Below are 25607 nucleotides of genomic sequence, written 5' to 3'. Positions count from 1 at the left end.
TGTATTGCTTGATACAACAAACTGCCAGTCTGTCTGTGTACTCGTTGTTGTACCCCCCGTCGTATCATAGGCGTATACTTTCCAGTAATATGTCGTATACGGGTTCAGCATTGCTTCTATCGCGTAAGTACTCGCGCTTAAGCCTGTGCTTGCAACACAGATACTGTAATCCTGGGCGGTACTGTATCTTATTTCGTACCTGACATAATCACCGGCATCACTGTCGCTTGAGTCTGCCCAGTCTAACACAGGGTAACGGGTTGGGATTGTACCGCTGCTTTTTATCAGGCTAAACGCTGTGGGGCTGGTTTGGCTGGGTATATAAAACTGCCAGTCACTCTGCGTACTCGCAACTGTTCCGCCATGTGTGTCATACGCGTTTACTTTCCACCAGTACGTTGTGCTCTTCTCTAACGATACTGTAAACTGGTATTCTGATAATGTTATGCCGCTGCTGGTTATAGAAACTGTATAATCAGGCATACTGCTGTAGATTACTTCATACCTAACATAATCCCCAGGATCGGTATCCGTTACCGTGCCCCAGGCAAGGCGAGGGGTCTGGCTTTCTATTGTCCCGCTGGTCGTTATTAAACTAAAACCCGAAGGTATTGTGTTGCTGTCTATCCACAACCACCAGCCTGACTGCGTACTCGTCCTTGTACCGTTATGCGTATCTCCCGCGGTTACTTTCCAGTAGTACGTCGTATACGGTATCAGGGGTGGGAACGTATAATTTGTTGCTGTCCCGACATTGCTTGTTGTTGACAGCGTATACCCGCTTGTTGTGGAATACATTACTTCATAACTTATACTGTCAAACTCGTCCGGGTCTGTTGTCTCAGTCCATGTTATTGTCGGCCTACGCGTTATCACGGTTCCGCTGCTGGTTATCAGGCTAAACGCCGTAGGTACTGTATTGCTTGATACAACAAACTGCCAGTCTGTCTGTGTACTCGTTGTTGTACCCCCCGTCGTATCATAGGCGTATACTTTCCAGTAATATGTCGTATACGGGTTCAGCATTGCTTCTATCGCGTAAGTACTCGCGCTTAAGCCTGTGCTTGCAACACAGATACTGTAATCCTGGGCGGTACTGTATCTTATTTCGTACCTGACATAATCACCGGCATCACTGTCGCTTGAGTCTGCCCAGTCTAACACAGGGTAACGGGTTGGGATTGTACCGCTGCTTTTTATCAGGCTAAACGCTGTGGGGCTGGTTTGGCTGGGTATATAAAACTGCCAGTCACTCTGCGTACTCGCAACTGTTCCGCCATGTGTGTCATACGCGTTTACTTTCCACCAGTACGTTGTGCTCTTCTCTAACGATACTGTAAACTGGTATTCTGATAATGTTATGCCGCTGCTGGTTATAGAAACTGTATAATCAGGCATACTGCTGTAGATTACTTCATACCTAACATAATCCCCAGGATCGGTATCCGTTACCGTGCCCCAGGCAAGGCGAGGGGTCTGGCTTTCTATTGTCCCGCTGGTCGTTATTAAACTAAAACCCGAAGGTATTGTGTTGCTGTCTATCCACAACCACCAGCCTGACTGCGTACTCGTCCTTGTACCGTTATGCGTATCTCCCGCGGTTACTTTCCAGTAGTACGTCGTATACGGTATCAGGGGTGGGAACGTATAATTTGTTGCTGTCCCGACATTGCTTGTTGTTGACAGCGTATACCCGCTTGTTGTGGAATACATTACTTCATAACTTATACTGTCAAACTCGTCCGGGTCTGTTGTCTCAGTCCATGTTATTGTCGGCCTACGCGTTATTACTGTTCCGCTGCTGGTTATCAGGCTAAACGCAGAGGGCGGTGTATTTAGAAAAACTGTTTTTGTAGAAACTATAGCCGTATAAGCTGACGGTATTTCATTACCGTTATATGCGCGTATTCTAAACCAATAAGTTGTATTGTTTAACAAATTATAGGCAGCAGTTGAAGTATCTACCAGCGCAGTTGATAAATTTACGGGTGTAGAAAAATGCGTGACAAAATTATCGCTTGATACTGACAATTCATACAATGTGTTGTCCGGATTATTATTCTTTGCCCAGGATAAAGTTACACTGGAATAATATACGTTCACAAAATTAAATCCTGTTGCAGGATTGGCAAGCGTATACTTAATAACAGCAGTTGAGGAACTTATCCCTCCGAAGTTATATGACTCAACATACCTGTAGTAAGATGTATTGATATTTAATCCCTGTTCTATCCAGAACGTGGTATTTGCTGATAACGAATTAAGCACGCCGTTAGTTGAAGACTTAACATAAAACCCGGATTCATTTGACGAATTATCTGACCATAACCAATTAATACTTGTTGATGAAACAGCGATACCATTCATATTCCCCGGGAGGATGGGTAGGTTCATAAAAGTAATCGTTGATACTTCAGCAGCATACCCGCTGGTTAAAATATTCGGCCCGGTATCAACCGCGCGGACTGAAATATAATACGTTGTCCCCTGTGCTAATCCTGTTAACACATACGACGTTACATTCTCCACGCTTATTGGTGACCCCCCGCCGGTAGAGCCCGTGCCTGTATATTCAATATCGGATGTGTCAGTGTCATAATACAGTTTGTATCCTGCTAAATCATTAATATTCACTCCCGTCCATGACAGGGTTACTGAAGTATAACCTCTTGAATCTATAACCAGTCCCCCGGGCGTAGACGGTACATTATCCTTCGGTGCGGTATTCGCGAGAAGGTTGATTGTTGGTATATCCGCTGATGAACGCCAAATGTTAAGGTTACTCCCGTTATCTACAGCTTTAACAGCATACCAGTATGTTACCGCCGGGATTAATCCTGATATTACACGTGATTCAGTTTGCCCGGCGGAAGCTAACGACTGCCAGGATTGTGAATATGTATCTGCTGTATCAAATCCAGCTGAATTTATTATCCCTGAGGATGAATATTTTAGTACATATGCGCTCACTGTTCCGGTTAAATTATCATCCCCCGGCGCGGTCCATGATAATACAACTTCACCGTCATTTGTCCCCACAATTGCTGTAAGATTTGACACCGCAGCAGGCGGTATAATATCCCGTTGCGCCCAGATACTAGCCGCTGTATTAACTGTTATTACATCCTGAGATGAGTTCCATACAGCCCAGTTACCGCCATAATCGCAGGTTTTAATTGCAAACCAGTATGTTGTACTCGATAATAATCCCGTAATTGTATAGTTAATCCCAACCCCCGGGGTTATCGATGCAGTATTAACATACATCGTATAGCCCGTTCCCGGCGGTGATACATAACTATCATAAGTTATTATCCCGGAGGACGAATATTTTATCTCCCACCGTGCTGATACTAAAGTTTCTGAATTCCCGTTATCCCCCGGTGCAGTCCACGCGAGATACACTGCTCCTTCACTACTGCCTGTCAACGCTGTTAAGCCTGATATTCCTGCCGGTGCAATATTATCGTACGCGATAAACACTGCGGTTGATGGGTTTGTACCCCATACCTCAAGCCCTGCGGGATCGTACCCGCGGATACGCCAATAATACGATGTGTAGTTAGTTAACGGGCTTGTTGTCATTGTATACGTTGACGTAGAATTACCTGTGTAATATGTATATACACTGAAATTACTATTCGTAGAAACCTGCAGATCATACTGCACAATATCACCGTCAGGGTCAGCAGAATCCTGCCAGTCAAAATACGGAGTAAGGTCGTATACATTTATTGTCCCGGAAGGTGTATACAACGCAAACGCACCTGGTGTGTTGTTAACCGTATTTACATTAAATCTTCTGACTTCACTCGTTGTAGTTGCGTTGTTTATATCATAAGCTTCAATATACCAATAATACATAGTATCTTCAATTAATTCAGTGGTTGGCGTATAAGCTGAATACGCTAAACCCGCAGAAGAAGTGTAACTACTGAAATTTGATACTGACGAGTATACAACACGGTATCTCACATAATCCCCGGGGTCTACATCAGCTGATGAAGTCCAGTCAAAATCCGGAGTGATATCGCTTACAGATGTTAAGTTATCAGGAAAAACTAAACCAAAACTATTAGGTGCGTCATTCGCCTGGTTAACCTTAAAACTGCGGTTAACTGTTGTACTCCATACTGTTGTCCCGTCAGTATCCACTGCTTTCACTTTCCAGTAATATACAGTGTTATCATAAAGGTTTGTCGAAGGTGTATACGCAGAATCTGTTAATCCCGTAACTTCTGTCTTTACACTGAAATTACTTGCAGTTGAATACCATAAAGTATACGCAACAAAATCGTTGGGGTCGGGATCCGTAGAATCCTGCCAGTCAAACGCAGGGGTCAAAGTTGTTTCAACATTATTATTAGCCGGAGATACAACATCAAACGCAATTGGTGCATCATCCGCGGTATTAGTATAAAACTTCCACGTGGTTTGTGTTGCCGTTCGTGTCGTTCCGAAAGTGTCATACGCGTATGCTTTCCAGTAATACGTCGCGTTATCCGTAAGATTAGACGGTACATTATACACTGATACAGCCAACTCTGTTGACGATGTATATACCCCAAACACGGAATCAGTAGAATACATCACGCCATACCTAAAACTGTCATTAGGATCAACATCCATACTATCTTCCCAGTCAAGCGCAGGTGTTAAATCCGTGCTTACGTACGTATTGGCCGGTGAGATTAACCCAAATACCGTAGGAGTATCATTGATCACGTTTACCCAGAATTTCCAGTCAGTTTCAGTTGACCACTTTATACAATCCCACGGGTCAAACGCCATTATTTTCCACCAATATGTTGTGTTATCCTGCAGGCTGCCCACAGGGGTATGTGTTGAAGTAAGTAACCCGTCAACCACAGTCTTGTATATAAACGTTGTGTTTGACGCATACCAGAGTTCGTACCGTATAACATCGCTGTCAGGATCGGTAGCATCTGCCCAGTCAAACGCAGGGGTTAGTGTTGTCGAGGTTGACAAATCTGCCGGTGTGGTTAATGAAAAAACGTTTGGCGGATTGTTAGCTATACATAACGACACATCAATATCACTGAACAAACTTTCATTACCTGAACTATCAACCGCGGTTATTTTGTACCAATATGTAGTATTTGACGATACAGAGTTATCACGATAAAAATCAGTTGGGGCTGGGTGTAATGACACATTAACTTTGTTATACGCCCCGGGGTTATCAAGACTGCGGTAAATGTTATACCCCGCAAGATCGGTTTCAGTATTATTCGACCATGCAAGATAAATATCCGCTCCTGTCCCTGGGTTTGTTGCTTCCAGATTATTCGGGGTAGCCGGTGCTGTATTGTCTATTGAAAAAACATTTACTGTACTGGTATTAACTGATGTGTTTGTACCATCAAATGATTTTAGGTAGTAGTAATAAGTTGTTCCCATGGATACCGAAGTATTAGTATAAAATGTTGTGGACTTAATTATTGTTGTCAATAACGTATAGGACGGGTTCGTTATCCACGAGGATTTGTATATACGGTACTCAAGAACATCATTACTGCCATTACCGTCATCACTTGATAATATCCAGTTAAGATTAATCCTACTACCTTCATCCGCAGGGTAATCAATAGCTGATAGGCTTGTCGGCGCAGCGGGTGAGTTTAAATCTGAACACATATTCCCTGCGGAGGATGATACTAACGACCAGTTTGGTACTTCATCCGCTGTTTTTACAGCAAAATAATATGTCGTTAACGGTACTAAACCGGTTATTGTATGATTAACATTCTGCCCGGGTACTGTGTCTGTTGTTAATTGCACGCTATACACCGCAGCTATCCATGTGGTTTCATCAGTAATATTCGCGGTTGAAGAAGATTTTATCCAGTACTTTCCGCCGGTAATATTATCGTTATATCCATTATCCCCCGGCGCTATCCATGAGAGCTTTATTGCATGGTCATAACCAGCGGACTGCGCAGCGGTTAAAGTAGTAATTGTCCCCGGGCTGCGATTTGAGCTCAGTATTAATGCAACAGTGGATGACCATAAACCATACACTGTTGTTGATGAATAATTCATGCAGCGCGTGTACAATGTATGATCGCCGTTCGCTAAACTTGAGATGTCTAACCCGTACACAGTTGACGTTTCTGTTACCTGATTAAAACTTCCATCATCCGCTGACAGTGTGTAGCCGTTCCCAATTCCGGGATCGGTATCATAAAAATATTCTGCCGATACAATATTGAAATTAAACCCCTGTATATCACATCCATCAACCGAAGCTGATGTCCCGTCATCCTGCCAGGATGATACAACTGTCATTGTTGTTACCATATTAGAATCTTCGTTAAACGTATTACCCCCGAGTATTGTGGCAGTACTTATCTGCGGTTGAAGCGTTTTATCTGCCGGGGTTGCAGATGTGCTAGGGTATATAATATATGAACTATCCGGCGCATAATCGCCGCTAGCACCGTTTATCTCAGCATAAAACACGAAGTTCATTCTGCCGGTGGGAGGCAAGCCTGTATGAGAATCACCATCCGCGCCGTTGAGTTCTGTCCAGTTTATTTTAAATTCCACTGCATACGAACCCGTATCCTGAGTATACGCTTCAAGGTTTGTGGAGGTTGAAATACTCCAACTGTACCCGTCCCATTTTTTTAATTTACTGGTTTTTACGCGTATACCGTCAACAGTAATCACGTTGGCAGTAAGCAAATAATCCGCGCCTGCACCGTTTATAGGATACCCCGTACCGGCAGACTGGTCTTTATCTATATAGATAAAATAATCGTAAGTGTTACGCCCAGCTGCGCCTTTATTGAGTTTAGCTTGATTTTTAAAACTTATGTACAATTGTGTTGATGTGTGTGCGGTATAAACATCGTCAATATCAGCGAAAGTACTTGTTTCCTTAGGATCGTTTAATACCAGCATGTATGCAGCATTATTATAATCTGTAATCCCGCCGTCTGTAATATCTATTGAATCCACCCGCGCATATACAGATATTGGCAACATTAATAAAACTGCAGCAAGTAAATATCCGATATTTTTGTTGTATTGATACATAAAACTACTGAAAATAGAAATACCGTTCCTGGATTCTATACTTACAGCATTTTTGTTCAGTAAAGCAATCAAAGTGTATATTAACATTAGTATTAAAATTATAAGGCTTAGTAGTGTAAAAAGTCAATTGTGAAAATATATACACAAACAAAATATAGTACACAATATGGAATACAGATTGAAATGAACATGTGTTGTTAGTAAAATGTCATTAACGATCTATCATTAGATTTATTAAGATAAACGGATTCATGAAAAATATGAGAGATAAACGATTTATTGCAGTACACCGTGGCGGGCCACTAACAAAAGCCCGGCACTACCAGTTAATGGCCTGGGCATGTTCCTGTGCAAAACATGTATTACATCTTTTCGGCAAGAAAATTGATAAACGGTTAATAAACACGCTGGATGTAGCAAAAAAATGGAAACAAGGAAAAGCTTCAGTTGGCGATGCGAGAAAAGCGGCATTAGACGCAATAGCGGTAGCACGTGAAGCTTCAACCCCGGAAGCAATTGCAGTAGCTCGCGCTGTAGGCCATGCTGTTGCTACTGCACATATGGCTGATCATTCGTTAGGCCCGGCATGGTATGCTTTAAAAGCCGTGAAAAGTGCAGGGAAGCCTGTAGAATCAGAACGAAAATGGCAGAATAAAAAGTTACCGCCAGAAATTAAGGAACTAGTCTTATCTGCAAGGATAATTAGAAATATTTGAAAAACAGGATTTTTGTTGAGTATTAACTACTTTATCTTAAAGAACTGATGTGTGCTAACGTGTATTAATTCTGCATAAGCGGAAAATAGTCACATAAAAGCAGAACCAGCCAATTCATATATTTTTTATCTACCAGTATTATTAAGTTATTGACTTTTAATAAAAGAAAGTTGATCACATTTTAAAGACGACTTAAAAAGTTTATGGGAGGAATGCGATGAAAACAAAAATGGGTTTATGGGTTGATCACAGAAAAGCTATTATTTTTGCTGTTACGAACGAAGGGGAAGAGATAAAACTGATAATATCAAAGGTAGAAAAACAGCTACGTCGTTCCGGAGATTCACCTCTTAAGGGCAGATATGAATCACTTAAAGTTCCATCAAGTGATATCCGCCAGAAAACTTTTACAGCACATCTAAATATATACTACGATGCAGTAATTGCATGTATTCGTAATGCAGGAGCTCTTCTTATATTTGGCCCCGGTGAGGCAAAGGGAGAACTTATAAAACGGCTTAAAATACACAACCTCGGCAGCCGTATTGTTGGCGTTGAAACAGTTGATAAAATGACGGATCATCAGATTGCAGCAAAAGTCCGTAAATACTTTCCAAAATAATATTCAGCAATATGATTAGTATAGAAATTCAGTTGGTATAATTATTTTGGGGGGTTGTAACAATTTTATATTGTATTCTCCAATATTTTATGTATTTTTTGACTGCGTTCTGTCTCCTTACCTAGGTGTAAATAATATTCTTCAAACGTCGGTATTTCTTTTTTATAAAAAACTCCTAGCGGTATTTTAGCATCGGTATTACTATAATTCCATTCCCTGATTCTCTGCATTGCCTTTCCGTAATCAGCGGGATCATGTCCGGCTAGTTCATACACGTTTTTGTTGTAGTATTCATACATATTAAAAAATGTTACGCATACCTGCAGGATATCCACGAGTGCAAACCCTTTATGCATTATTGCTTCCCTCATAAGTTTTTTTAGCAATTCCATAGTAGTAGATGTACCGCGGCTAATAAAACTTGCGCCGCTTGCAAGCATGATTTCCAGAGGGTTTATCGGTGTCTCCTTACTCCCTTGAGGTGTAGACCGCCCTTTATAACCCAACGGCGATGTTGGCGTGTACTGTCCTGTAGTCAACCCATACACCCTGTTATTGTGGACAATCATGGTAATATCAATATTTCTTTTTGCAGCGAAAACAAGGTGTTCCATTCCTTCTCCATAAGTGTCGCCATCACCGGCTAAACCAATTACTTTCATCTGCGGGTTAGCAAGTTTGATTCCTTCTGCCACAGGAAGAACCCGGCCGTGAATTGAGTAAACACTGTTGGCATTGATATAATCAACGATCTTGGCACCGCAGCCTATTCCGGAAACAAGGACTATGTTTTCCGCCAATATATTATCCGCAACCAGCGACTTTAGTACTGATTTTATTGAATTCAAAATTGCAAAATTACCGCAGCCAGGACACCAGGTATTAATAGCGTTTGTTCCCCAATTTTTTTCCTGCATCATATCTCCATCCTCAACTTTTCTTCCAGTTCATCCAGGGAAAACGGCCGGCCGTCATAACGCAACATTGTGTGGTCCACTTTGTATCCCAATTGGGAGATAAGCTTCGCTAACTGTCCTGTTGCATTGTTTTCCACACAGACAAGTTTTGTGATTCCGTTCAATGCATCCTGAAACTGTTTTCTGGGAAATGGCCAGAGTACCACCGGATGGATTGCGCGTAAACCCAGGTTAGCAGCAGCTTCAAAAACTACGCCTTTATTTGACCCCCAGCATACCACACCTGTGGGTGAATCCCTGTTTCCTGCGACATTCACTGTTTTGTAATCTTCCAATTCCGATGATAGATACGCTTCTTTACGCATCCGTTTTTCCAACATTTTGTTTGTGACCCCGGCCTCTTCAGCCGTGATTCCCGATTCGTCATGTTCGTAACTATTAACCTTTATAACAACATCTTTGTCAGGAGGGAACGCCAACTGAGAGATTCCCGTCTCTGAATTTAGGTAACGTTTATACTCGCCTTTTCTGTCCCACAAAAAACCTTTTTCATCATCTACCGGCCCTGTTTGTGCAATATCAAAACTACTCGCGCCTTCGGATAATGTTTTATCTGACAATATAATCGCAGGAGTCTGGTATTTCTGTGCAATATTCATTGATATTCCGGACCAATAATATGCTTCCTCCGCATCGCCCGGCGCAACTACGAATCGGCAGAATTCGCCTTGACCGGCGTTAAGCACAAAATGTAGTTCGGTCTGGCCTGTGTACGTAGGCAAGCCTGTGCTTGGGCCGGGACGCTGGCCAACGATAACAACCACCGGTAGTTCTGCCATCCCGCTGAAACTAAAACCTTCTGTCATTAAACAAAACCCGCCGCCTGAAGTACCCACCGCCACTTTCTCTCCCATATACGAAAATCCTAGAGCCATGAGCATCACAGAAATCTCATTTTCCGGATGAACGACTTTCAACGAAAATTCTTCAGCCATCTCAGCCAAAAAATGGAGAATACCGGAACACGGTGTCATGGGATACGAAATATATGCTTGTAATCCGCCTTTAATCAAGCCTAAACTTATAGCTTCATTACCCGTGATTATTGGCAGGCTAACTTGTGCGATAACATCTATTTGTTTGGATACCCCGGTTTCGTCAAACCCTTTGACTGCAATTTTTGTGTTTAACTCTGTTTCCTTAGCCATACTTTTCTTGATAACTTTTTCCATAATATCTTTCCCGATACCTGCTGCCTTGCAGAAAGCGCCTATGATGCAGGTATTACGCATAATATCAGCTGCGTTTTCCGTTTTTAGGATTTTAGCAACAGGTATACCAAATGATTGTATCTCAACGGGAAAAGATGGAAGTTTGACTGAATCAGAATCGTAAATTATAATAGAATTGTCTTTCAACCTTTGTTTATGAAAGTCTATAGTATCCTGATTTAATGCAAGTAAAAAATCGACGTTGTTCCTATGAGTACTGATCTTTTGGCCTGATGCCCGGATAATAGAAAAAGTATGCCCGCCTCTTATAAGTGACGGGTAATCCCTGTATATATATATCCTGTATCCCAAATGGTTGAATAGGCTTGCGATTATTGAACCGGACTTATCGATTCCATATCCGGCTTTACCTGCAATTAATACAGAAATTTCATTCATTATTTACTTCCCCAGTATTTTCATATCTAATTTAAAAGTATATTTCAACTTGTCTAACAATACAATTGGTGAACTCTGCTTTTTACTGACTTTTATCCGCAAATAAATCTCATATTAACATAGAATAAAATCAATAATATACGGAATTTAGCAATCCCTTTTGTAATTAGGATAGTTTATGATAATAACCGTATGATTTATGAGAATGAAAGGTAATTCAATAAGAATGAAAACAAAAAAAACGAAGGTAATGATAATTGATGATGAAAAAGTGTTTTTAGAAGAATTAAAAGAAACACTTAAATTAAGCGGGTATAAAACCATAACATTTAGTGACGGAACTAAAGCGCTGGAAAATGTAATTAAGCATAAACCGGACGTTATCTTACTGGATCTCAAAATGGAAGGAAAAAACGGGTTTCAAGTAGCTGATGAATTAAGAAAGAAAGAAGAAACATCGGGAATACCTATAATCGCGATGACCGGTTATTATTTAACTGATAGTTATGAGTATATAAGGAAAATGTATGGACTGGATGAATGCTTAATAAAACCGTTTAACCCGCTGGATGTAATTACAAAAATAGAATTACTGGGAAATAAGGGTAAAACAAAAAGTTAAGAGTAGTGTGCTATAATTAACGTAAAGGAGGCGAATATGAAAAACAAGTTTATTCTAAAAACTGTATTAATTCTTATCTTCAGTACACTTTTGGGATGCACAAAATCAGGGGAAATACACTCAATAAAACCCGGTGAAAAAGTGCAAATAACCGGCGGAGATTATTTCCAGTATGATTTTGACAAAAACCCGGCACTTGGCATGGTTATTGTTAAAATCAATGTTTTTGACTCCAACGGGAAAAATAATAATGAATATACAATAACAGGTATCTCAGGAATGCCCTCAATGAAAGGCGCGCATGATTCACAGGAAATAGAATTTAAGCAGAACACAAAAGGCGACTATCTACTGCCCGTGAATGTCGTTATGCCAGGCAAATGGGAAGTCAAAATAAAGTTCCTGAAGAACCAGGATGAAATATACAGCGACACAATCAGGTTTAATGTTGGTTAAGTTGATAAATCTAATAGTAATAGTATTCACAATACTTTTATCAGTCCAGCCGGTAGAAGCATCAGATTCGCTGTTTTTTCTGGAATCACAGTTTGTTCTGGGATATTCGTCAACAAAAGCTGAGCTTGAATATTATTCATTTTCATACAATCACCCGATGCAGAAGCCTTCTTTGGGATTTGATTATCTTCACCGTTTTTCTTCGGATTACGGTGACCGTATAATACTGGCACTCCAGGGAAGAATTGCATGGAATAATATGTTTCAAAACAATTTTGAAACACAGGTATATAATGCTTACATCAGAGGAAAACTTGGGTTTGCAGATATATGGTTCGGCCACAGCAGGCCGGCTTTTGGATTGTCTTCATATCTTGACACACATGCGCATCTGCTTCAGAACCTTTCAATGGAAGGATTCGGTTATGACAGAGACTGGGGAGCAGGGTTATACAAGGTTTACAACAACGGCGATATTAACCTGTCCTTAACTTCAGGTTCGGGTATGCCGTTTATATCTGAAGGAAATTACCTTATTAATTTGCGTACAGCATACGGGGTTATTGAAAGAGATAATTTTAATATCGGGTTAAGTATTGGTTTCGGGAACACAGCTGATTTTATGGGTTATCACAGAATGAACCCCGGATTGTCCAGGACCGTTCTGACGGGCATTGATTGTTCATATTTCGTTAATAACCATGAATTCAGGCTAGAATCCGTTATTGGAGATATGCAGAATGATTATGTCCACGGTTTTCTTTTCAGATACGGCATAAATTTTTTTGATGAGAACAGGTTAAAAATTGAGTTTCAGCCTGTATTAGAAAAAACCGCGGGACAAAATGAATTTTTTAAGTTTTATACCGCAGTTACGTTCATTATTAATGAATACCTGACACTAAGGAGCATGTATAATTATAGCCAGGCAACAGGAGATGGAAAAATCATTTGCCAGTTATATTTATACAAAATAATCTGATACTTTTTTATGGGAGGATAGGATAAATGAGAACTATCGTATTATGCCTGATTTTACTTTTAAGTGCTACTAATATTTTTGCCGCGGTGGGTTGTGATTTAAACGACCCTGACAGGGATGTTAAAAGACTATTTCCCGGGTCAACAGGATATAAAACCAAGTATGTTTCCATTGACAAAAAAGGCGGGAATGAACTTTTTAAGGAGATAGAAGAAAGGCTTGGCGATAAGTTTAACGGCATATATGAAAAAATAGATGTACCCTATACAATTTATGAGATCTCTAAAGGAACAGTGACTATAGGGTATATACACGGTATAAACCAAAAAGGCGTATACGGGGGTATACAGGTATTTCTGGCTCTTGACCTTAAAAGCGTAATCAAGAATTTTTATATTCAAAAATTAACAGCAAAGTATGCTTCAAAATTCAGGGATAGTTCATTTGGCGGGCAATTTATAAACCTTTCTTTGAAAGAATTTTATAGTTACGATGTTTCATCCGGCACGTTCAATATACCGGATTCTATGGTTATAATCAATAATCCTGATCCGCAATCAGTAAAGGATTTTAAAGCTGTGTTAAGAGCCGTTAAAAAAAATCTTATCCTTATGGATGTATTTATATATAGCAACAAACATCTTCCATTATTCAAGAAAGGTAACTGAAATATGCTAAAAATATATCAGGTCGCTTATAAGAACCTGTTAAGGAAAAAAACTAGAACGGTTTTAACAATTATTGGTATATCGCTCTCAACCTGGGTTTTAGTAAGCCTGCTCGGATTCAATAAAGGGTACGAGAGAGCGCTTAATAAGGATATTGATAATATGGGCTTCAATTTACTTGTAACTGCAAAAGGATGCCCGTATGAAGCTGCAACATTGATGCTGAAAGGCGGGACCGGGCTGCGGTACATGGAAGAAAATATTTTAAGGGAATTAACAAAATATAAAGAAATTGAGAAGACAACACCGATGCTGATGCAGGCTGTGTTTGACCCGAACAAAGGGGAAAGCGGCGGGATAACATCATATCTCGGGATTGATCCTGAAACATTTCCTGCAATGAAATCATATTTAAAATTCTCGACCGGAACATGGTTCAACAACCCGGATGCCTATGAGGTTGTTATGGGATATGAAGCAGCAGAACTTGAACAAAGGGAGCTCGGAGATATGATTCTTATCCCGGAAAAAAACGTGGAACTCAAGGTAACAGGTATACTAAAAAGAACCGGAACCCAGGATGATGGAACCATATTTGTGCCGATAAGGGTCCTGCAGAAAACATTTGGGATGACCGGGCGTCTTACCGGTATCGGTATTAAAGCAACGAAAAAAGCTGATATGGACAAACTTGAAGAACAACTCTATAACCTGCCCGATGTCCAGGTCGTGTCTCTTGCTCAGGTAAAAGAGACTATTATAAGCCTTATCGGAACGGCAAAGATCATGGTTTTTTCTATTGCAATTATTGCCATACTCATCGCAATGATAGGCGTAATTAATACAATACTTATGTCTGTTTTTGAACGTTTCCAGGAGATAGGAATTCTAAAAAGTATCGGTGCAATGCCTGCCGATATATTCAAACTTGTCATGTTTGAAACAACGATTCTTTGTTTTGCGGGCGGTATATTAGGAAACCTAATGGCTCTCGGGCTGTCAAAACTTACGGATCTACTGATAAGACGTATATTACCTTATACACCCACAGGTGAACTTATTTTAATAGATGGCAGGCTAGTCCTTGCCGGAATACTTGTTGTGGTGGTGGTAGGACTACTCAGCGGTTTATATCCCGCGTGGAAAGCAGCAAGTATAAGGCCTATTGAAGCTATAAAATCGGAGGGTGTATAGTTATGATAGAAAATAATATCATTATTGATGCTGAAAATATTACAAAAAAATATACACGCGGGAGTGAGGATATCCTTGCGTTGAATACTGTCTCGCTTAAGGTCCAAACCGGCGATTTTATTTCATTCTTAGGCCCCTCAGGTTCGGGCAAGACAACACTTATTAATATACTGGGATGCCTTGATAACCCGAGTTCAGGACGATTAACTATCGCAGGAAATACTGTTTTTTCGAAAGATAAAGTATTATCAGAAACGGCTTTCACAAAGATAAGAAGAGAATATTTTGGTTATATTTTCCAGAGTTTTTATTTAATACCAACTCTTACAGTGTACGAGAGCACAATTCTTCCGCTAACCTTCTCCAAAAAAACTGTATCCAAGGATGATGTAATGAAAATTCTTGAGATGCTGGGCCTTGGAGACAGGATTAACCATCTCCCTTCACAGCTGTCCGGCGGTGAAATGCAGAGGGTTGCGATTGCCCGTGCGATTATAAATAAACCCCGTATATTATTTGCAGATGAGCCCACCGGGAATCTTGATACCAAAAGAAGCGGGGAAATTGGCGATCTTTTAAAAAGATTAAACAAAAATGAAGGCCTGACAATAATTATGGTCACTCATAATACTCAACTCGCAGAATCGGCGGGCAGGATTGTCAATATGAGAGACGGGACAATAACGCTCTGATAACAGGATCAATTATTTCGTTACGTACTGATATTTTTTCTTCAGAGATTGAAGTGTCAATGTTTATTAACATTACTTTGAAAGTTTAATTACAAGCCGTGTGACACGTTTTCCCAAGGCGTTATTTTACCAATTTCTGTTATAATCTTATATAGGAGCGGTATAGTGAAATAATACAAATGAATTTTGGTATAAAAAAAATCTTTTCTATTTGCGTTGTCCCATATGTTATTTGGTTGATATTCTTCTACCAATATAACTTCATCGATGGAGTGAATCTAATTTTTCATGAAGCTGGGCATTATATCTTCATTTTTTTCGGAGATACCATTAGGTTTTTAGGTGGTACTTTAGGGCAATTATTTTTCCCAACTGTCTTTTGCTTAAGATTTGTAAGCCGTGGACAGAAATATGAAGCTGCGATTTGCGGAATATGGTTCGGAGAAAATGTAATGAATATAGCATGGTATTTGGGAGATGCGCAGGCTCAAGTACTTCCTTTGGTAGGCGGAGATATCCACGATTGGAACTGGTTACTTTCAAAAGCAGGATTATTGTCACGCTGTCAGTTAATATCAGAATCTATACATTTTTTTGGAGCTATGATATTAATAAGCGCTGTTATTCTTCTATTTCTCTATTTACCCCAACAGAAAGCCATAAAAAATAATTAAGATATTGAAAATTGAACGCGGTATTGGGTTAACTTACATCCTTATCTTTCCAGAAGTTTGAGTAGTACACCCCGCGACCAGACTCACCGCCGCCATAGACAAATTCTACCCACCCATCATTATCTATATCACCGGGTACTCCGAGGCCGAACCCGCCGGCAATAGTTTCCGCAAAATACCATTCACGCGAACCTGTTTTACCATTACGGTACCGGATTATGTTGTTACCCATCGAGTTGCACCAGAAAAAAAGCTCGATTTTGCCGTCGTGGTTAAAATCGCCGGGTTTTATACGTGTATTCTGGTTTGGCATGATTTTAATGGGTTTACCGTCAACGATGAACGGTTGACGTTCGGATAGTATCGGTACACCGTCACTATTACGCCCAACAATTTTGAAGTACACTACATCGCCGCCAATATCAGTATCAGTTTTGTGTCCTAGCTGGTACGTTACCCCGCTGATTAACAGTTCGTCAGTACCGTCACCGTCAATGTCTAGTAAACAAATGTCCGTGCGGTTATGAACTTTAATTATTTTTCCGGTCCCATCACAAAGTTTGCCTTTATCAACAAATTTGGTGGGATATTTTTGGCTTTTATCTAACATTCCTTTATAGAAATATATATGGCCCGTATCACTGCCTAACAGCAGGTCAGGTATGCCGTCATTGTCCCAGTCGGTTACCAACGGTGATGAGTCACCGTACTCCTCAACCGCAGTAGGGTCAGTCTCGCCAAAAACACGGATTTTGTTGCCTTTATCATCAGTTAAGAAAACCGGGTCTGCTGAGAATAACGGGGTGGTTGTTGTACCAACATTAAACCGTACCCTTACCATTCCATCAGTCCCGCCTTCAACGATATCATTTTTACCGTCGTTATTATAATCGCAAATGTGTAGTTTCATGTTAATTGCCATCTGCACGTTTTCCTGGCAAAGGTAACTTTCAAATTTTAGAGTGGGGTTCCGTGCATCATCTGAAATGTTTTTATAAACCTTTATATGTCCTCTATCACCAAGCAACATATCGTTTCTGCCGTTCCCAAACCAGTCAGTAACAACAATAAAATCGTGCCGCGGTAATCCAAGTTTGTTACCCTGGTAATCACAGATTTGTCCTTCATATTTCAATAACGGTGACCCGTCTTTTGATTTGCCTACATTACGATAAAACACTATCTCCGAATCTTTCCGGTCACCACAGGGTATCAACAGGTCAGGGTTGCCGTCTCTATCCCAATCAACTATACTCGGTTTCGCACAAAACCCGGCTAACTTCGCGTTGCCCCAGCAACCATGGCCGACACGAATAGTTTTGCCGTCAATGTCTGTCAGCATCCGGGTTGGTTTTGCAAACACCTGCCCGGTTGTTTCTTCAAACCGCGATTTTTTGTACGACGGCGAGGTTGGGTCATCACGTCGTGAACGTTTCGTATAATGTTCACTATGGTATTTTGGTTCGCCTCTATCCTGTGAAACATCTTCCAACAGCCAAATCACGCCGGTTTCGTCACCAACCAACAAATCACGGCCTCCATCTCCATACCAATCAAACACTTCAGTACATAAATAATTGTGGTACCGTTCATCAGTATAACCGTTAAGGGTATCAATCTCGTGATCAGGATGGTGGTATTCAAAAGAAAAAGGTATGCCGTCAATATCTTTAACCGGTTCCGGTTGAGCATAATCAGGCAGTTCGTCATTGTTTGTCGAGCGGCTGAGATATAGCATAGTATTACGTGTATTAAATATTATATCGCGTGTACCGTTACCACTCCAGTCTATCACTGTCGGGTAAGTTATGTAGTCAGGGTTGTACGGTGCTAATGTTTTAATGTAAACAAACTGTAGTTCGCTCCGAGAGTTAGGTCGTTCCTCATAGTACCGTATTGGATTTGTTGCACCGCCAACACCGCCACAAATTATACCGCGTTTACCGTTCTTGCGCCAATGTACTACACGAAACTTTGCGCCGCAGCCGCCAAACATTATTGGCCCGTAATTGCTTAACAACGGTTGCGGTATTGGTAATCCAAATTTCGGATAATTGTCATTCTGTGTAATATCTTTCATAGTTGTATTATATCAAATACAGCTGAATAAGCAGAAATAAGTCAGACAAAAGCAGAACCAGCCGATTCATCTATATTTTTGCTTTAAGTATCATTATATTTAGCAGAATGAAGTTTTAAAAACAAAGGAAAGTAAAGGAAGTTATTTAGATGAAAACTCAAAAGTTGGTTTGCTTGTTTCTAGGATGTAGTTTATTGTTTCTTGCACCTGTTGTTTATGGAGAAGTTGTAAAAGGTGATATTGGATTAGGATTAAATTATCCGGGAGTCGGGGTAAGGTATTTTTTAAGTGATAAAATATCTCTTGAACTGAAAAGCCAGAGTGAAAACAACATTATTCTCGGCGGTTTTAGAGGATATTGGTATTTTAGGCCTATAAAAACAATTCTGCCTTTTGCGGGTGTGGAAGTAGACTATGCTTCGTTTAAGGGAAACAATAGCGAGGGAACGGGAATAACAGGAGAAGTTTTTGCCGGTATTGAGCATTTTTTTGTAAAAAGTTTTTCGGTTCAATTAGATTTTGGCCCTGCCATTGTATCACTTACAGACAAAGGCTCATCAGAGTCTGTCAACGACTTGGAATACGTGGTTAATTTCGGAATAAATTATTATTTTGGGAAAAAATGATAGCTGTAATAGATGAAATATGATAATTATCGGAGGAGATAAAATGAAATTTGAAAAAGTGTTTTTAGTTTTTACGATTTGTATTTTTACATGTTCTGTTTTAACTGCTGCAGGTTTAAGATTTGGTATGACAGGCGCAATAAAACAAAAAGTGGTAGAGTTGGATAAGAAAGTGGTAGATAAAAACAAGGAAAAGATCGTCGCCCCAACAACTCCAGGCGACGGAACGGGTAGAGACGGCTTAGGAGCAGGCCCAGTACCAGTGGTTCTTGGAACAGCTGGAAATTATGTGATTCTATCAAAATCAGGTATTTCAACCATTCCAACCTCCGCAATCACTGGTAATATCGGAGTGAGTCCCATCGCAGCGATCGGTATCACAGGATTTTCAGAAGCAATGGATGTCTCAAATCAATTTTCAATTGCCACTCAAGTTACTGGAAGGATATACGCTGCCGACTATGCGGTTCCAACCCCTGCTAACCTGACAACAGCTGTAAGCAATATGGAAACTGCGTACACCAATGCCGCAGGACGAGCTGCTGATTTTACCGAAATTGGTGCGGGAAATATTGGCGGGATGACACTACCCGCGGGTACATATAAATGGGGTACCAGTCTTTTAATCCCGACGGATGTTACGCTCTCGGGTGGGCCAAACGATGTATGGATCTTCCAGATATCGGGAGATCTAACCATTGCCGCTGCGAAGAATGTGATACTATCTGGCGGTGCACTACCCAAAAACATTTTCTGGCAGGCCTTTGGTGCTGTATCCCTTGATACGACCGCGCATTTTGAAGGGGTGATACTGTCACAAACAGCAATTACGCTGAATACTGGTGCAACGATAAACGGCAGATTATTGTCGCAGACTGCGGTAACTCTTGATTCCAACACGGTTGTACAACCTGCCCCGTAAGGCAAGGGATAGAGGGAATTAGAAGAATGAAAAAAATATGTGTTTTATTACTGTTTTGTAGTATATTTATTGTGGGTATAAACACAAAAGCACAAGCAGAAATTAGTACCACAAAATTGGATACCAGTCTAACTAAACAGATACAAATCACAGAAGTTGATGGGAGAACTGTAACAGTTGGCAGCGGGATGCTGGACGACATTGAAAAAAGACAGGTATTCGATATTTGGAATAAAAACACAAAAATTGGGCAACTGCGAATCACTAGAGTACAAGCCCACAAATCTATTGGCAGGGTAATTCATAATTACACCGGGCGTGTAGAACCAGGAAATATAGTTGTCTATACAGGAATAAAACTTAAAGTCGGGGGAGCAGGAATAACAGCAGGCGGAGATGTTTTTCATTTATCTTCATCTACCGTATACGGTTTTGGAATATTTTATGAGTTTGTAGGGCCTAAAGGCTGGGGTGTTGAACTAAATTCAAGTGCGTATACACGAAGTGATTCATACAACTATTTTCCAGATGATATATATAGGCACACAGGATTCGGTAATGACCGCCATTATTCGTTTCCCATGCTTGTGAAATACCATTTTTTTTATGATACTAATTTCTCGGTATATTTTGGGGCAGGGTTGTATTATAACGAAGTTCATGCTTACTGGCTTACTTATACATACAGTTATGACGAATTCGTTGAGGGTCCTATGCCGATTATGAGTACTGGGATTGAGTTTTGGGCTAAGCACAATATGCATTTAAGGCTGGATGCCAAACTGTTCATCGGAAAAGAAACTGTACACTCAGGTTCTACTACAACACTATTACTGTCTCCATGTTTGAGTTATCATTGGTAATGAAACTTCCCGGGTAACAACAAAATAGAACGGGTGTAAATGTAGTAGTGGTAATATAAAAAAACGGTAGTTTATTATTATTCATTCACGGGAAATAATGAATACGCCGCGAAACGGCTTGCCCGGGAACTACAGTGCGATGTTGAAGCTATAGTACCAGTTCCAAAATTATTCCCGTTATTAATCTTACTCTCCCTTATGCGTATAGGAACAATGACAAAACGTACCAGTCACGATCCTGCGCCTTATGACCGGGTAATTATCCTAACCCCTATCTGGATGGGCCAACTTGTCTCGCCGATACGCGGGTTTATACGGAAACACATGAAAAGTATCGGGAAACATATTTTTGTGACCACTTGCAGAAGTGATGAGGAGAATAAGGATACAAAATTTGGATCCGAAAATGTTTTCAAAGAAGTCAAAACGCTAGTAGAGGACAAACTTATGCTTACAGAAGCGTTGTCAATAAAATTATTGTCGTCAGGAACGAAACAGTAAAGACAGAAATGGGTTATCCACAGTATGCACAGAATTAACAAAGAGAAAGGAAAAAGTAGCAAAAAGGAAAGAGAAATTACGACTACGGCTATATCTTGTTCATCTCATAGACTGGTATTGACAATGGGGAGTACTCTAGATATCATAGTACATCAGAAAAGGTGATAAGTTTTATGAAGCTAATAAAAGAACCTGTTTTTACTCCGCTTTCAATCACAGAAATCCAGCCTTCGGGATGGTTAAAAAATCAACTTAAACTCCAGGCAAAAAGCTTAAGCGGGAAAGTTGACGAATTTTGGCCTGATATAAAAAACAGTAAATGGTTCGGCGGTGATGCCGAAGGATGGGAGAGGGCTCCGTACTGGCTGGACGGTGTTCTACCTCTTGCCTATTTATTACGGGATAAAAAACTAATAAATAAAGTAAATAAATACATGTCTTATATTATTTCCAACCAGAAGGACGACGGATGGCTTGGGCCGTATTACAAAAATTATGATTTATGGGGACAGTTTTTAGTGTTAAAAGTCCTGACACAGTATTATGACGTAACCAAAAATGAAAAAATTGTAGATGTAGTAAAAAAAGCATGTAAGAATATTAATGTTCATATAAACAAAAACACAGTAAATAACTGGGCGCATTCCAGATGGTTCGAGGCACTGATACCAATTTATTGGTTATATCAGAAAACGAAGGAAGACTGGCTGCTGAGATTAGCCATAAAATTATATGCTCAGGGTTTTAACTGGGGTAATTACTTTAAAAACTGGCCAATAACAAAAGCAACACCCAAGGGTGGATGGAATTACATGGGCCACGTTGTGAATAACGCAATGGCAGTAAAGTCGCACGCATTAATTTATCAGATGACCGGCGATAATATTGACAAACAAACAGTGTATGAGATGATCGATAAACTTGATAAATATCATGGAATGGTTACAGGTGTTTTTTCAGGTGATGAGTGTTTAGCAGGGTTAAATCCTGTTCAGGGAACAGAGCTATGCGCAGTTGTAGAATATATGTATTCATTAGAAATATTATTATCAATTTTAGGAGATACAGTTTTTGGAGATAGGCTGGAACTAATTGCGTTTAATGCATTACCCGCAACATTTTCACCTGATATGTGGGCACACCAATACGATCAGCAGGTTAATCAAATTGAGTGTGTAATAAATCCCAACCCTGTGTGGACAACAAACGGGCCTGATGCAAATATCTTTGGGCTAGAACCTCACTTCGGGTGTTGTACCGCAAATCTGAGCCAGGGATGGCCTAAATTCACTGCGCATTTATGGATGAAATCAAAAGATAACGGTTTAGCAGTTTGTGCTTACGCTCCGAGTAAAGTAATCACTAATATCAACGGCAGTAAGATAGAAGCAAGTATAGAAACAAGCTATCCTTTCAGCGATACTATAACAATAAAACTTAAAACTGATAAAACAGTAAGATTTCCTTTATCTTTACGAATCCCATCGTGGGCCAGGAAAGCACTTATTAAAGTTAATAATAAAACACTGGGAGATACTGTGAAACCCGGCCATTTTTTTAGGATTAACAAAAAGTGGAGCGGGTTGACTATAATTACGCTAAAATATCCGATGCAACCAGAGGTTCTGAAAAGACCGAATAATACCGTAGCAATAAAACGCGGGCCAATTATTTATTCATTAAAAATCGGTGAAAAATGGAAACGTATAAATGAAAATACACCATACAGGGAACTCCCTCATGCTGATTGGGAAATCCGGCCAACAACTCCATGGAATTATGCACTTATGAAAAAAAATGTTAGTAATTTAAAATTTATTGATTATAAAATAAATGATTTTGTTTTTAAATCTGCAAAAGTACCGGTTACAGTAAAAGTTAAAGGCCAAAAAATTAATAACTCTAAACAAGTTGAAGATCTTGAATTAATCCCTTACGGATGGACAAATTTAAGGATTACTGAATTTCCTGTCAAATGAAAACAAAAGACTTATGAATTTGTTCCGTTACCATACAAATTCCAGGCCGGTAACTATCAATAATCCCAGGTAACTTCGTTCTGTTTTTACTGAATAATCGCGGGAGTAATCGTAACCCATAACATTTGTATGATTATATAAGTTATTAACCTGTAAAAAACATGATGACTCTATGCCAAACGATTTAAACTTATAATCCAGCTTGACGTCAAGCGTATGGTAGTCAGGAAGCCGTTCTGAATTATACTTACCGTATACAGGCTGATACGACACGTTCCCGGAACTATATACTCTTTTTGTAGCACCGGTTATTGGAGTATACGGGCTGCCGGTAGTATAATCAAACTCAGAATATAACATCAGTTTCGTTGATATTTTCCAGTCCACTACAATAGACATATTAAACCGCCTGTCTTGATCCGGATAAAACTCTTCATTCACAGGAATAATACTACCTGATGAAAGTTTAGATGAAATAACACGCCGCGAGTCAAGCAACGCTGCGCTTATCCATCCGGACAAGTTTGTATTACCACTTTTTTTCTTTTCAACAAATAATTCCAGGCCCCGGGAATAGCCGTACATATTATTAGAAGCAGTAGAATTAAAATTATTACTTTCAAATAATATCAGGTTACTATAATCTTTATAGAACAGTTCTGTCCGTAATAAAACTCCTTCTGCAATATCTTTTTCATAACCAGCAACATAATGCCATGCTTCCGGAAGCTTTAAACCAGATTTATCCTTATCTTTTAACACCCGCGGTTCAGCGATAAACTGTGTAACTTTCCCAACTGCAAGTTTTACAGTATCGTTTTGTGAAATACTGTACTCAGCAGAAAACCGTGGCTCAGTGACAGTCTGTCCATTAAAGTCCAGGTAAGTCATCCGGCAACCCGGAAGGAGCGTAAGTTTTTCATTGAACAAGCTTATCTCATCCTGAATAAACGGGCAGTAAAGAGTTGCGGTAGAAGTAGATTCCATCACAGTTTTTACTACCCGGTTTCTGTTATTCAGATTGGTATAGCTATATTCCATATCAAACACTTCTTTGATATCGGGATACTGCTGGACATCAATCCCCGCCTGTAAATGCTGTATTTCCGAAGGTATGAAATGAAATACCGGCTTCACGTTGTAAAGATATGACGTACTGTAGTTATACAAATAAAAGTATTGTACTTTAGTTGCGGATATGTTTAATTCATCAGTGATTGAAAAACTGGATAGGTCAGCGCTTAAATCACTTTTTGAGTATTGTTTAGTCCATCCGGCAATAAGGTTAAGATAAAAACTTTCCGCTGGTTTGTACAGCCACTGTAATGACACCACAGGCGTTTCGCTCAATGACAATGCTGAGACTGAAACTCCGGCTGCAATACCGGTACTGGGATTTACAGCCATGTTAATCTCCTCAAAAGAATACAAGCCGGATAACGTAAACTTGCTTTTCCCGGTTTTGAAAGTAAAGTTACCTTGAATATCGTAGTAATAAGGAAACATTATTCCCTGTTTATTTATAAGCAGGTTGAGAAGAAGGTCATAGTAAGTCCTTCTCATCCCGATGATAAACGACGATTCTTCCAGCAATGGCACCGGTACCTCAAGGTTCAAACTAGAACTTATCAACCCAAGAGTGAATGAACCTTTAATTTTTTTATAATCCCCTCTCCGGTTATTTACATTTATTACTGACGATAATGCATTACCGTAAATAGCGGGATATGCACCGGTATAAAACGCTATGTTTTCAATAAGTGAGAGGTTATACACGCTTAACAAGCCGCCGTAATGGTATAGTACCGGCAGGTAAATACCATCCCAAACACCTGCGTTTTCCCAAGGTTCTCCCCCGCGTACGTACATCATTGAACTAAAATAATTTGCACGTACTACACCAGGCATTGTCTGCAATATCTTTAATGGATCATCAAAATAGTTTTTCATTGCACGCTGAATTTCTTCTTTCCTAACTTCCTGTTTTGAAACAACAGCTTTTTCTTTTTCTGCAGAAACCACTATTTCGTTAAGAGACGGGACGTTCCCCTCATGTAGTGCAACATCGAGATTAATATCAGCGATAACATCAACTTCCGTTTGTTTTGATTCATATCCCATTGCATGGAATGACAACAGGTAATGCCCTGTAGGCTGAATTGTCAATACATACGTACCGTCAGCAGAAGTTTGTGCATATTTTTCTGTACCGTATATTTCAATATACCCGTCAGTCAACACGATGTTTGTAACAGAATCGTACAGTTTCCCCGTTATTTCATATGAATAACCTGTAGAAACATGTATGAGAATGAATGATAGTATTAGTAGATAGTTAAGTTTTGTTGCCATTGTCAATTA

The 25607-nt window shown here is 39.9% G+C and carries 19 protein-coding genes; 14 read left to right on the top strand and 5 right to left on the bottom strand.

The window, feature by feature from the left end; all coding sequences use genetic code 11:
• A partial coding sequence (locus WC955_02440) for a fibronectin type III domain-containing protein (GenBank protein MFA5857903.1) occupies positions 1-7149 on the bottom strand: 7149 nt, incomplete at its 3' end.
• A 173-nt stretch (positions 7150-7322) separates the two neighbouring features.
• On the opposite strand from WC955_02440, the gene WC955_02435 reads away from it, so the two are divergent.
• On the top strand, positions 7323-7778 hold the full coding sequence (locus WC955_02435) for a putative immunity protein (GenBank protein MFA5857902.1): 456 nt from the start codon (positions 7323-7325) through the stop codon (positions 7776-7778).
• A gap of 217 nt (positions 7779-7995) precedes the next feature.
• The gene (locus WC955_02430; protein ID MFA5857901.1) at positions 7996-8400 is read left to right on the top strand and encodes a hypothetical protein; all 405 of its coding nucleotides are present in this window, start codon (positions 7996-7998) and stop codon (positions 8398-8400) included.
• A gap of 65 nt (positions 8401-8465) precedes the next feature.
• Here WC955_02430 and WC955_02425 read toward each other — a convergent pair whose 3' ends face one another.
• Both WC955_02425 and WC955_02420 read right to left on the bottom strand, forming a co-directional pair.
• Complete coding sequence (locus tag WC955_02425; GenBank protein ID MFA5857900.1) at positions 8466-9317, bottom strand: thiamine pyrophosphate-dependent enzyme; 852 nt, start codon at positions 9315-9317, stop codon at positions 8466-8468.
• Entirely contained in the window at positions 9317-10987 is a 1671-nt protein-coding gene (locus WC955_02420) for a 2-oxoacid:acceptor oxidoreductase subunit alpha (GenBank protein MFA5857899.1), read from the bottom strand. Before WC955_02420 ends, WC955_02425 begins: the two co-directional genes overlap by 1 nt.
• Before the next feature lie 226 nt (positions 10988-11213).
• Here WC955_02420 and WC955_02415 point away from each other — a divergent pair, with 226 nt between their 5' ends.
• The 7 genes from WC955_02415 (at position 11214) to WC955_02385 (ending at position 16275) form a co-directional block, all read left to right on the top strand.
• Complete coding sequence (locus WC955_02415; protein ID MFA5857898.1) at positions 11214-11609, top strand: response regulator; 396 nt, start codon at positions 11214-11216, stop codon at positions 11607-11609.
• 36 nt (positions 11610-11645) lie between these two features.
• Entirely contained in the window at positions 11646-12065 is a 420-nt protein-coding gene (locus WC955_02410) for a hypothetical protein (protein ID MFA5857897.1), read from the top strand.
• On the top strand, positions 12025-13047 hold the full coding sequence (locus WC955_02405; protein ID MFA5857896.1) for a hypothetical protein: 1023 nt from the start codon (positions 12025-12027) through the stop codon (positions 13045-13047). Before WC955_02410 ends, WC955_02405 begins: the two co-directional genes overlap by 41 nt.
• Positions 13048-13073: 26 nt before the next feature.
• A complete protein-coding gene (locus tag WC955_02400) occupies positions 13074-13715 on the top strand; it encodes a hypothetical protein (protein ID MFA5857895.1) in 642 nt (213 codons plus the stop codon).
• A gap of 3 nt (positions 13716-13718) precedes the next feature.
• Positions 13719-14909, top strand: coding sequence for an ABC transporter permease (locus WC955_02395; GenBank protein MFA5857894.1), 1191 nt, complete (start codon positions 13719-13721; stop codon positions 14907-14909).
• A 2-nt stretch (positions 14910-14911) separates the two neighbouring features.
• Entirely contained in the window at positions 14912-15601 is a 690-nt protein-coding gene (locus WC955_02390; GenBank protein MFA5857893.1) for an ABC transporter ATP-binding protein, read from the top strand.
• Positions 15602-15780: 179 nt separating this feature from the next.
• Complete coding sequence (locus WC955_02385; GenBank protein ID MFA5857892.1) at positions 15781-16275, top strand: hypothetical protein; 495 nt, start codon at positions 15781-15783, stop codon at positions 16273-16275.
• Positions 16276-16303: 28 nt separating this feature from the next.
• Here WC955_02385 and WC955_02380 read toward each other — a convergent pair whose 3' ends face one another.
• Positions 16304-18355, bottom strand: a complete 2052-nt coding sequence (locus tag WC955_02380; protein MFA5857891.1) for a VCBS repeat-containing protein — start codon at positions 18353-18355, stop codon at positions 16304-16306.
• 149 nt (positions 18356-18504) lie between these two features.
• Here WC955_02380 and WC955_02375 point away from each other — a divergent pair, with 149 nt between their 5' ends.
• The 5 genes from WC955_02375 (at position 18505) to WC955_02355 (ending at position 23246) form a co-directional block, all read left to right on the top strand.
• On the top strand, positions 18505-18981 hold the full coding sequence (locus WC955_02375; GenBank protein MFA5857890.1) for a hypothetical protein: 477 nt from the start codon (positions 18505-18507) through the stop codon (positions 18979-18981).
• 289 nt (positions 18982-19270) lie between these two features.
• Complete coding sequence (locus WC955_02370; GenBank protein MFA5857889.1) at positions 19271-19903, top strand: ice-binding family protein; 633 nt, start codon at positions 19271-19273, stop codon at positions 19901-19903.
• A 26-nt stretch (positions 19904-19929) separates the two neighbouring features.
• Positions 19930-20766: a hypothetical protein gene (locus WC955_02365; GenBank protein MFA5857888.1), complete on the top strand. Its 837-nt coding sequence runs from the start codon at positions 19930-19932 to the stop codon at positions 20764-20766.
• Positions 20767-20979: 213 nt separating this feature from the next.
• On the top strand, positions 20980-21267 hold the full coding sequence (locus tag WC955_02360) for a hypothetical protein (protein MFA5857887.1): 288 nt from the start codon (positions 20980-20982) through the stop codon (positions 21265-21267).
• A 173-nt stretch (positions 21268-21440) separates the two neighbouring features.
• Entirely contained in the window at positions 21441-23246 is a 1806-nt protein-coding gene (locus WC955_02355) for a beta-L-arabinofuranosidase domain-containing protein (GenBank protein MFA5857886.1), read from the top strand.
• Positions 23247-23273: 27 nt separating this feature from the next.
• Here the strand turns inward: WC955_02355 and WC955_02350 are convergent, their stop codons facing one another.
• Positions 23274-25598 carry a TonB-dependent receptor gene (locus WC955_02350; GenBank protein ID MFA5857885.1) on the bottom strand — a complete coding sequence of 775 codons (2325 nt, stop codon included), beginning with the start codon at positions 25596-25598 and terminating at the stop codon, positions 23274-23276.
• Positions 25599-25607 lie beyond the last annotated feature (9 nt).

This window comes from Elusimicrobiota bacterium, from assembly GCA_041658405.1.
Lineage (GTDB): Bacteria > Elusimicrobiota > UBA5214 > JBBAAG01 > JBBAAG01 > JBBAAG01.
Note: the sequence above shows the minus strand (reverse complement) of the source record. Positions and strands in the feature narration are given on the sequence as shown.

Excerpts from the sequence above, each read along its gene's own strand:
- WC955_02435 (MFA5857902.1), top strand. The coding sequence starts at position 7,323 with ATGAGAGATAAACGATTTATTGCAGTACACCGTGGCGGGCCACTAACA.
- WC955_02430 (MFA5857901.1), top strand. The coding sequence starts at position 7,996 with ATGAAAACAAAAATGGGTTTATGGGTTGATCACAGAAAAGCTATTATT.
- WC955_02425 (MFA5857900.1), bottom strand. The coding sequence starts at position 9,317 with ATGCAGGAAAAAAATTGGGGAACAAACGCTATTAATACCTGGTGTCCT.
- WC955_02420 (MFA5857899.1), bottom strand. The coding sequence starts at position 10,987 with ATGAATGAAATTTCTGTATTAATTGCAGGTAAAGCCGGATATGGAATC.
- WC955_02415 (MFA5857898.1), top strand. The coding sequence starts at position 11,214 with ATGAAAACAAAAAAAACGAAGGTAATGATAATTGATGATGAAAAAGTG.
- WC955_02410 (MFA5857897.1), top strand. The coding sequence starts at position 11,646 with ATGAAAAACAAGTTTATTCTAAAAACTGTATTAATTCTTATCTTCAGT.
- WC955_02405 (MFA5857896.1), top strand. The coding sequence starts at position 12,025 with ATGAAATATACAGCGACACAATCAGGTTTAATGTTGGTTAAGTTGATA.
- WC955_02400 (MFA5857895.1), top strand. The coding sequence starts at position 13,074 with ATGAGAACTATCGTATTATGCCTGATTTTACTTTTAAGTGCTACTAAT.
- WC955_02395 (MFA5857894.1), top strand. The coding sequence starts at position 13,719 with ATGCTAAAAATATATCAGGTCGCTTATAAGAACCTGTTAAGGAAAAAA.
- WC955_02390 (MFA5857893.1), top strand. The coding sequence starts at position 14,912 with ATGATAGAAAATAATATCATTATTGATGCTGAAAATATTACAAAAAAA.
- WC955_02385 (MFA5857892.1), top strand. The coding sequence starts at position 15,781 with ATGAATTTTGGTATAAAAAAAATCTTTTCTATTTGCGTTGTCCCATAT.
- WC955_02380 (MFA5857891.1), bottom strand. The coding sequence starts at position 18,355 with ATGAAAGATATTACACAGAATGACAATTATCCGAAATTTGGATTACCA.
- WC955_02375 (MFA5857890.1), top strand. The coding sequence starts at position 18,505 with ATGAAAACTCAAAAGTTGGTTTGCTTGTTTCTAGGATGTAGTTTATTG.
- WC955_02365 (MFA5857888.1), top strand. The coding sequence starts at position 19,930 with ATGAAAAAAATATGTGTTTTATTACTGTTTTGTAGTATATTTATTGTG.
- WC955_02360 (MFA5857887.1), top strand. The coding sequence starts at position 20,980 with ATGACAAAACGTACCAGTCACGATCCTGCGCCTTATGACCGGGTAATT.
- WC955_02355 (MFA5857886.1), top strand. The coding sequence starts at position 21,441 with ATGAAGCTAATAAAAGAACCTGTTTTTACTCCGCTTTCAATCACAGAA.
- WC955_02350 (MFA5857885.1), bottom strand. The coding sequence starts at position 25,598 with ATGGCAACAAAACTTAACTATCTACTAATACTATCATTCATTCTCATA.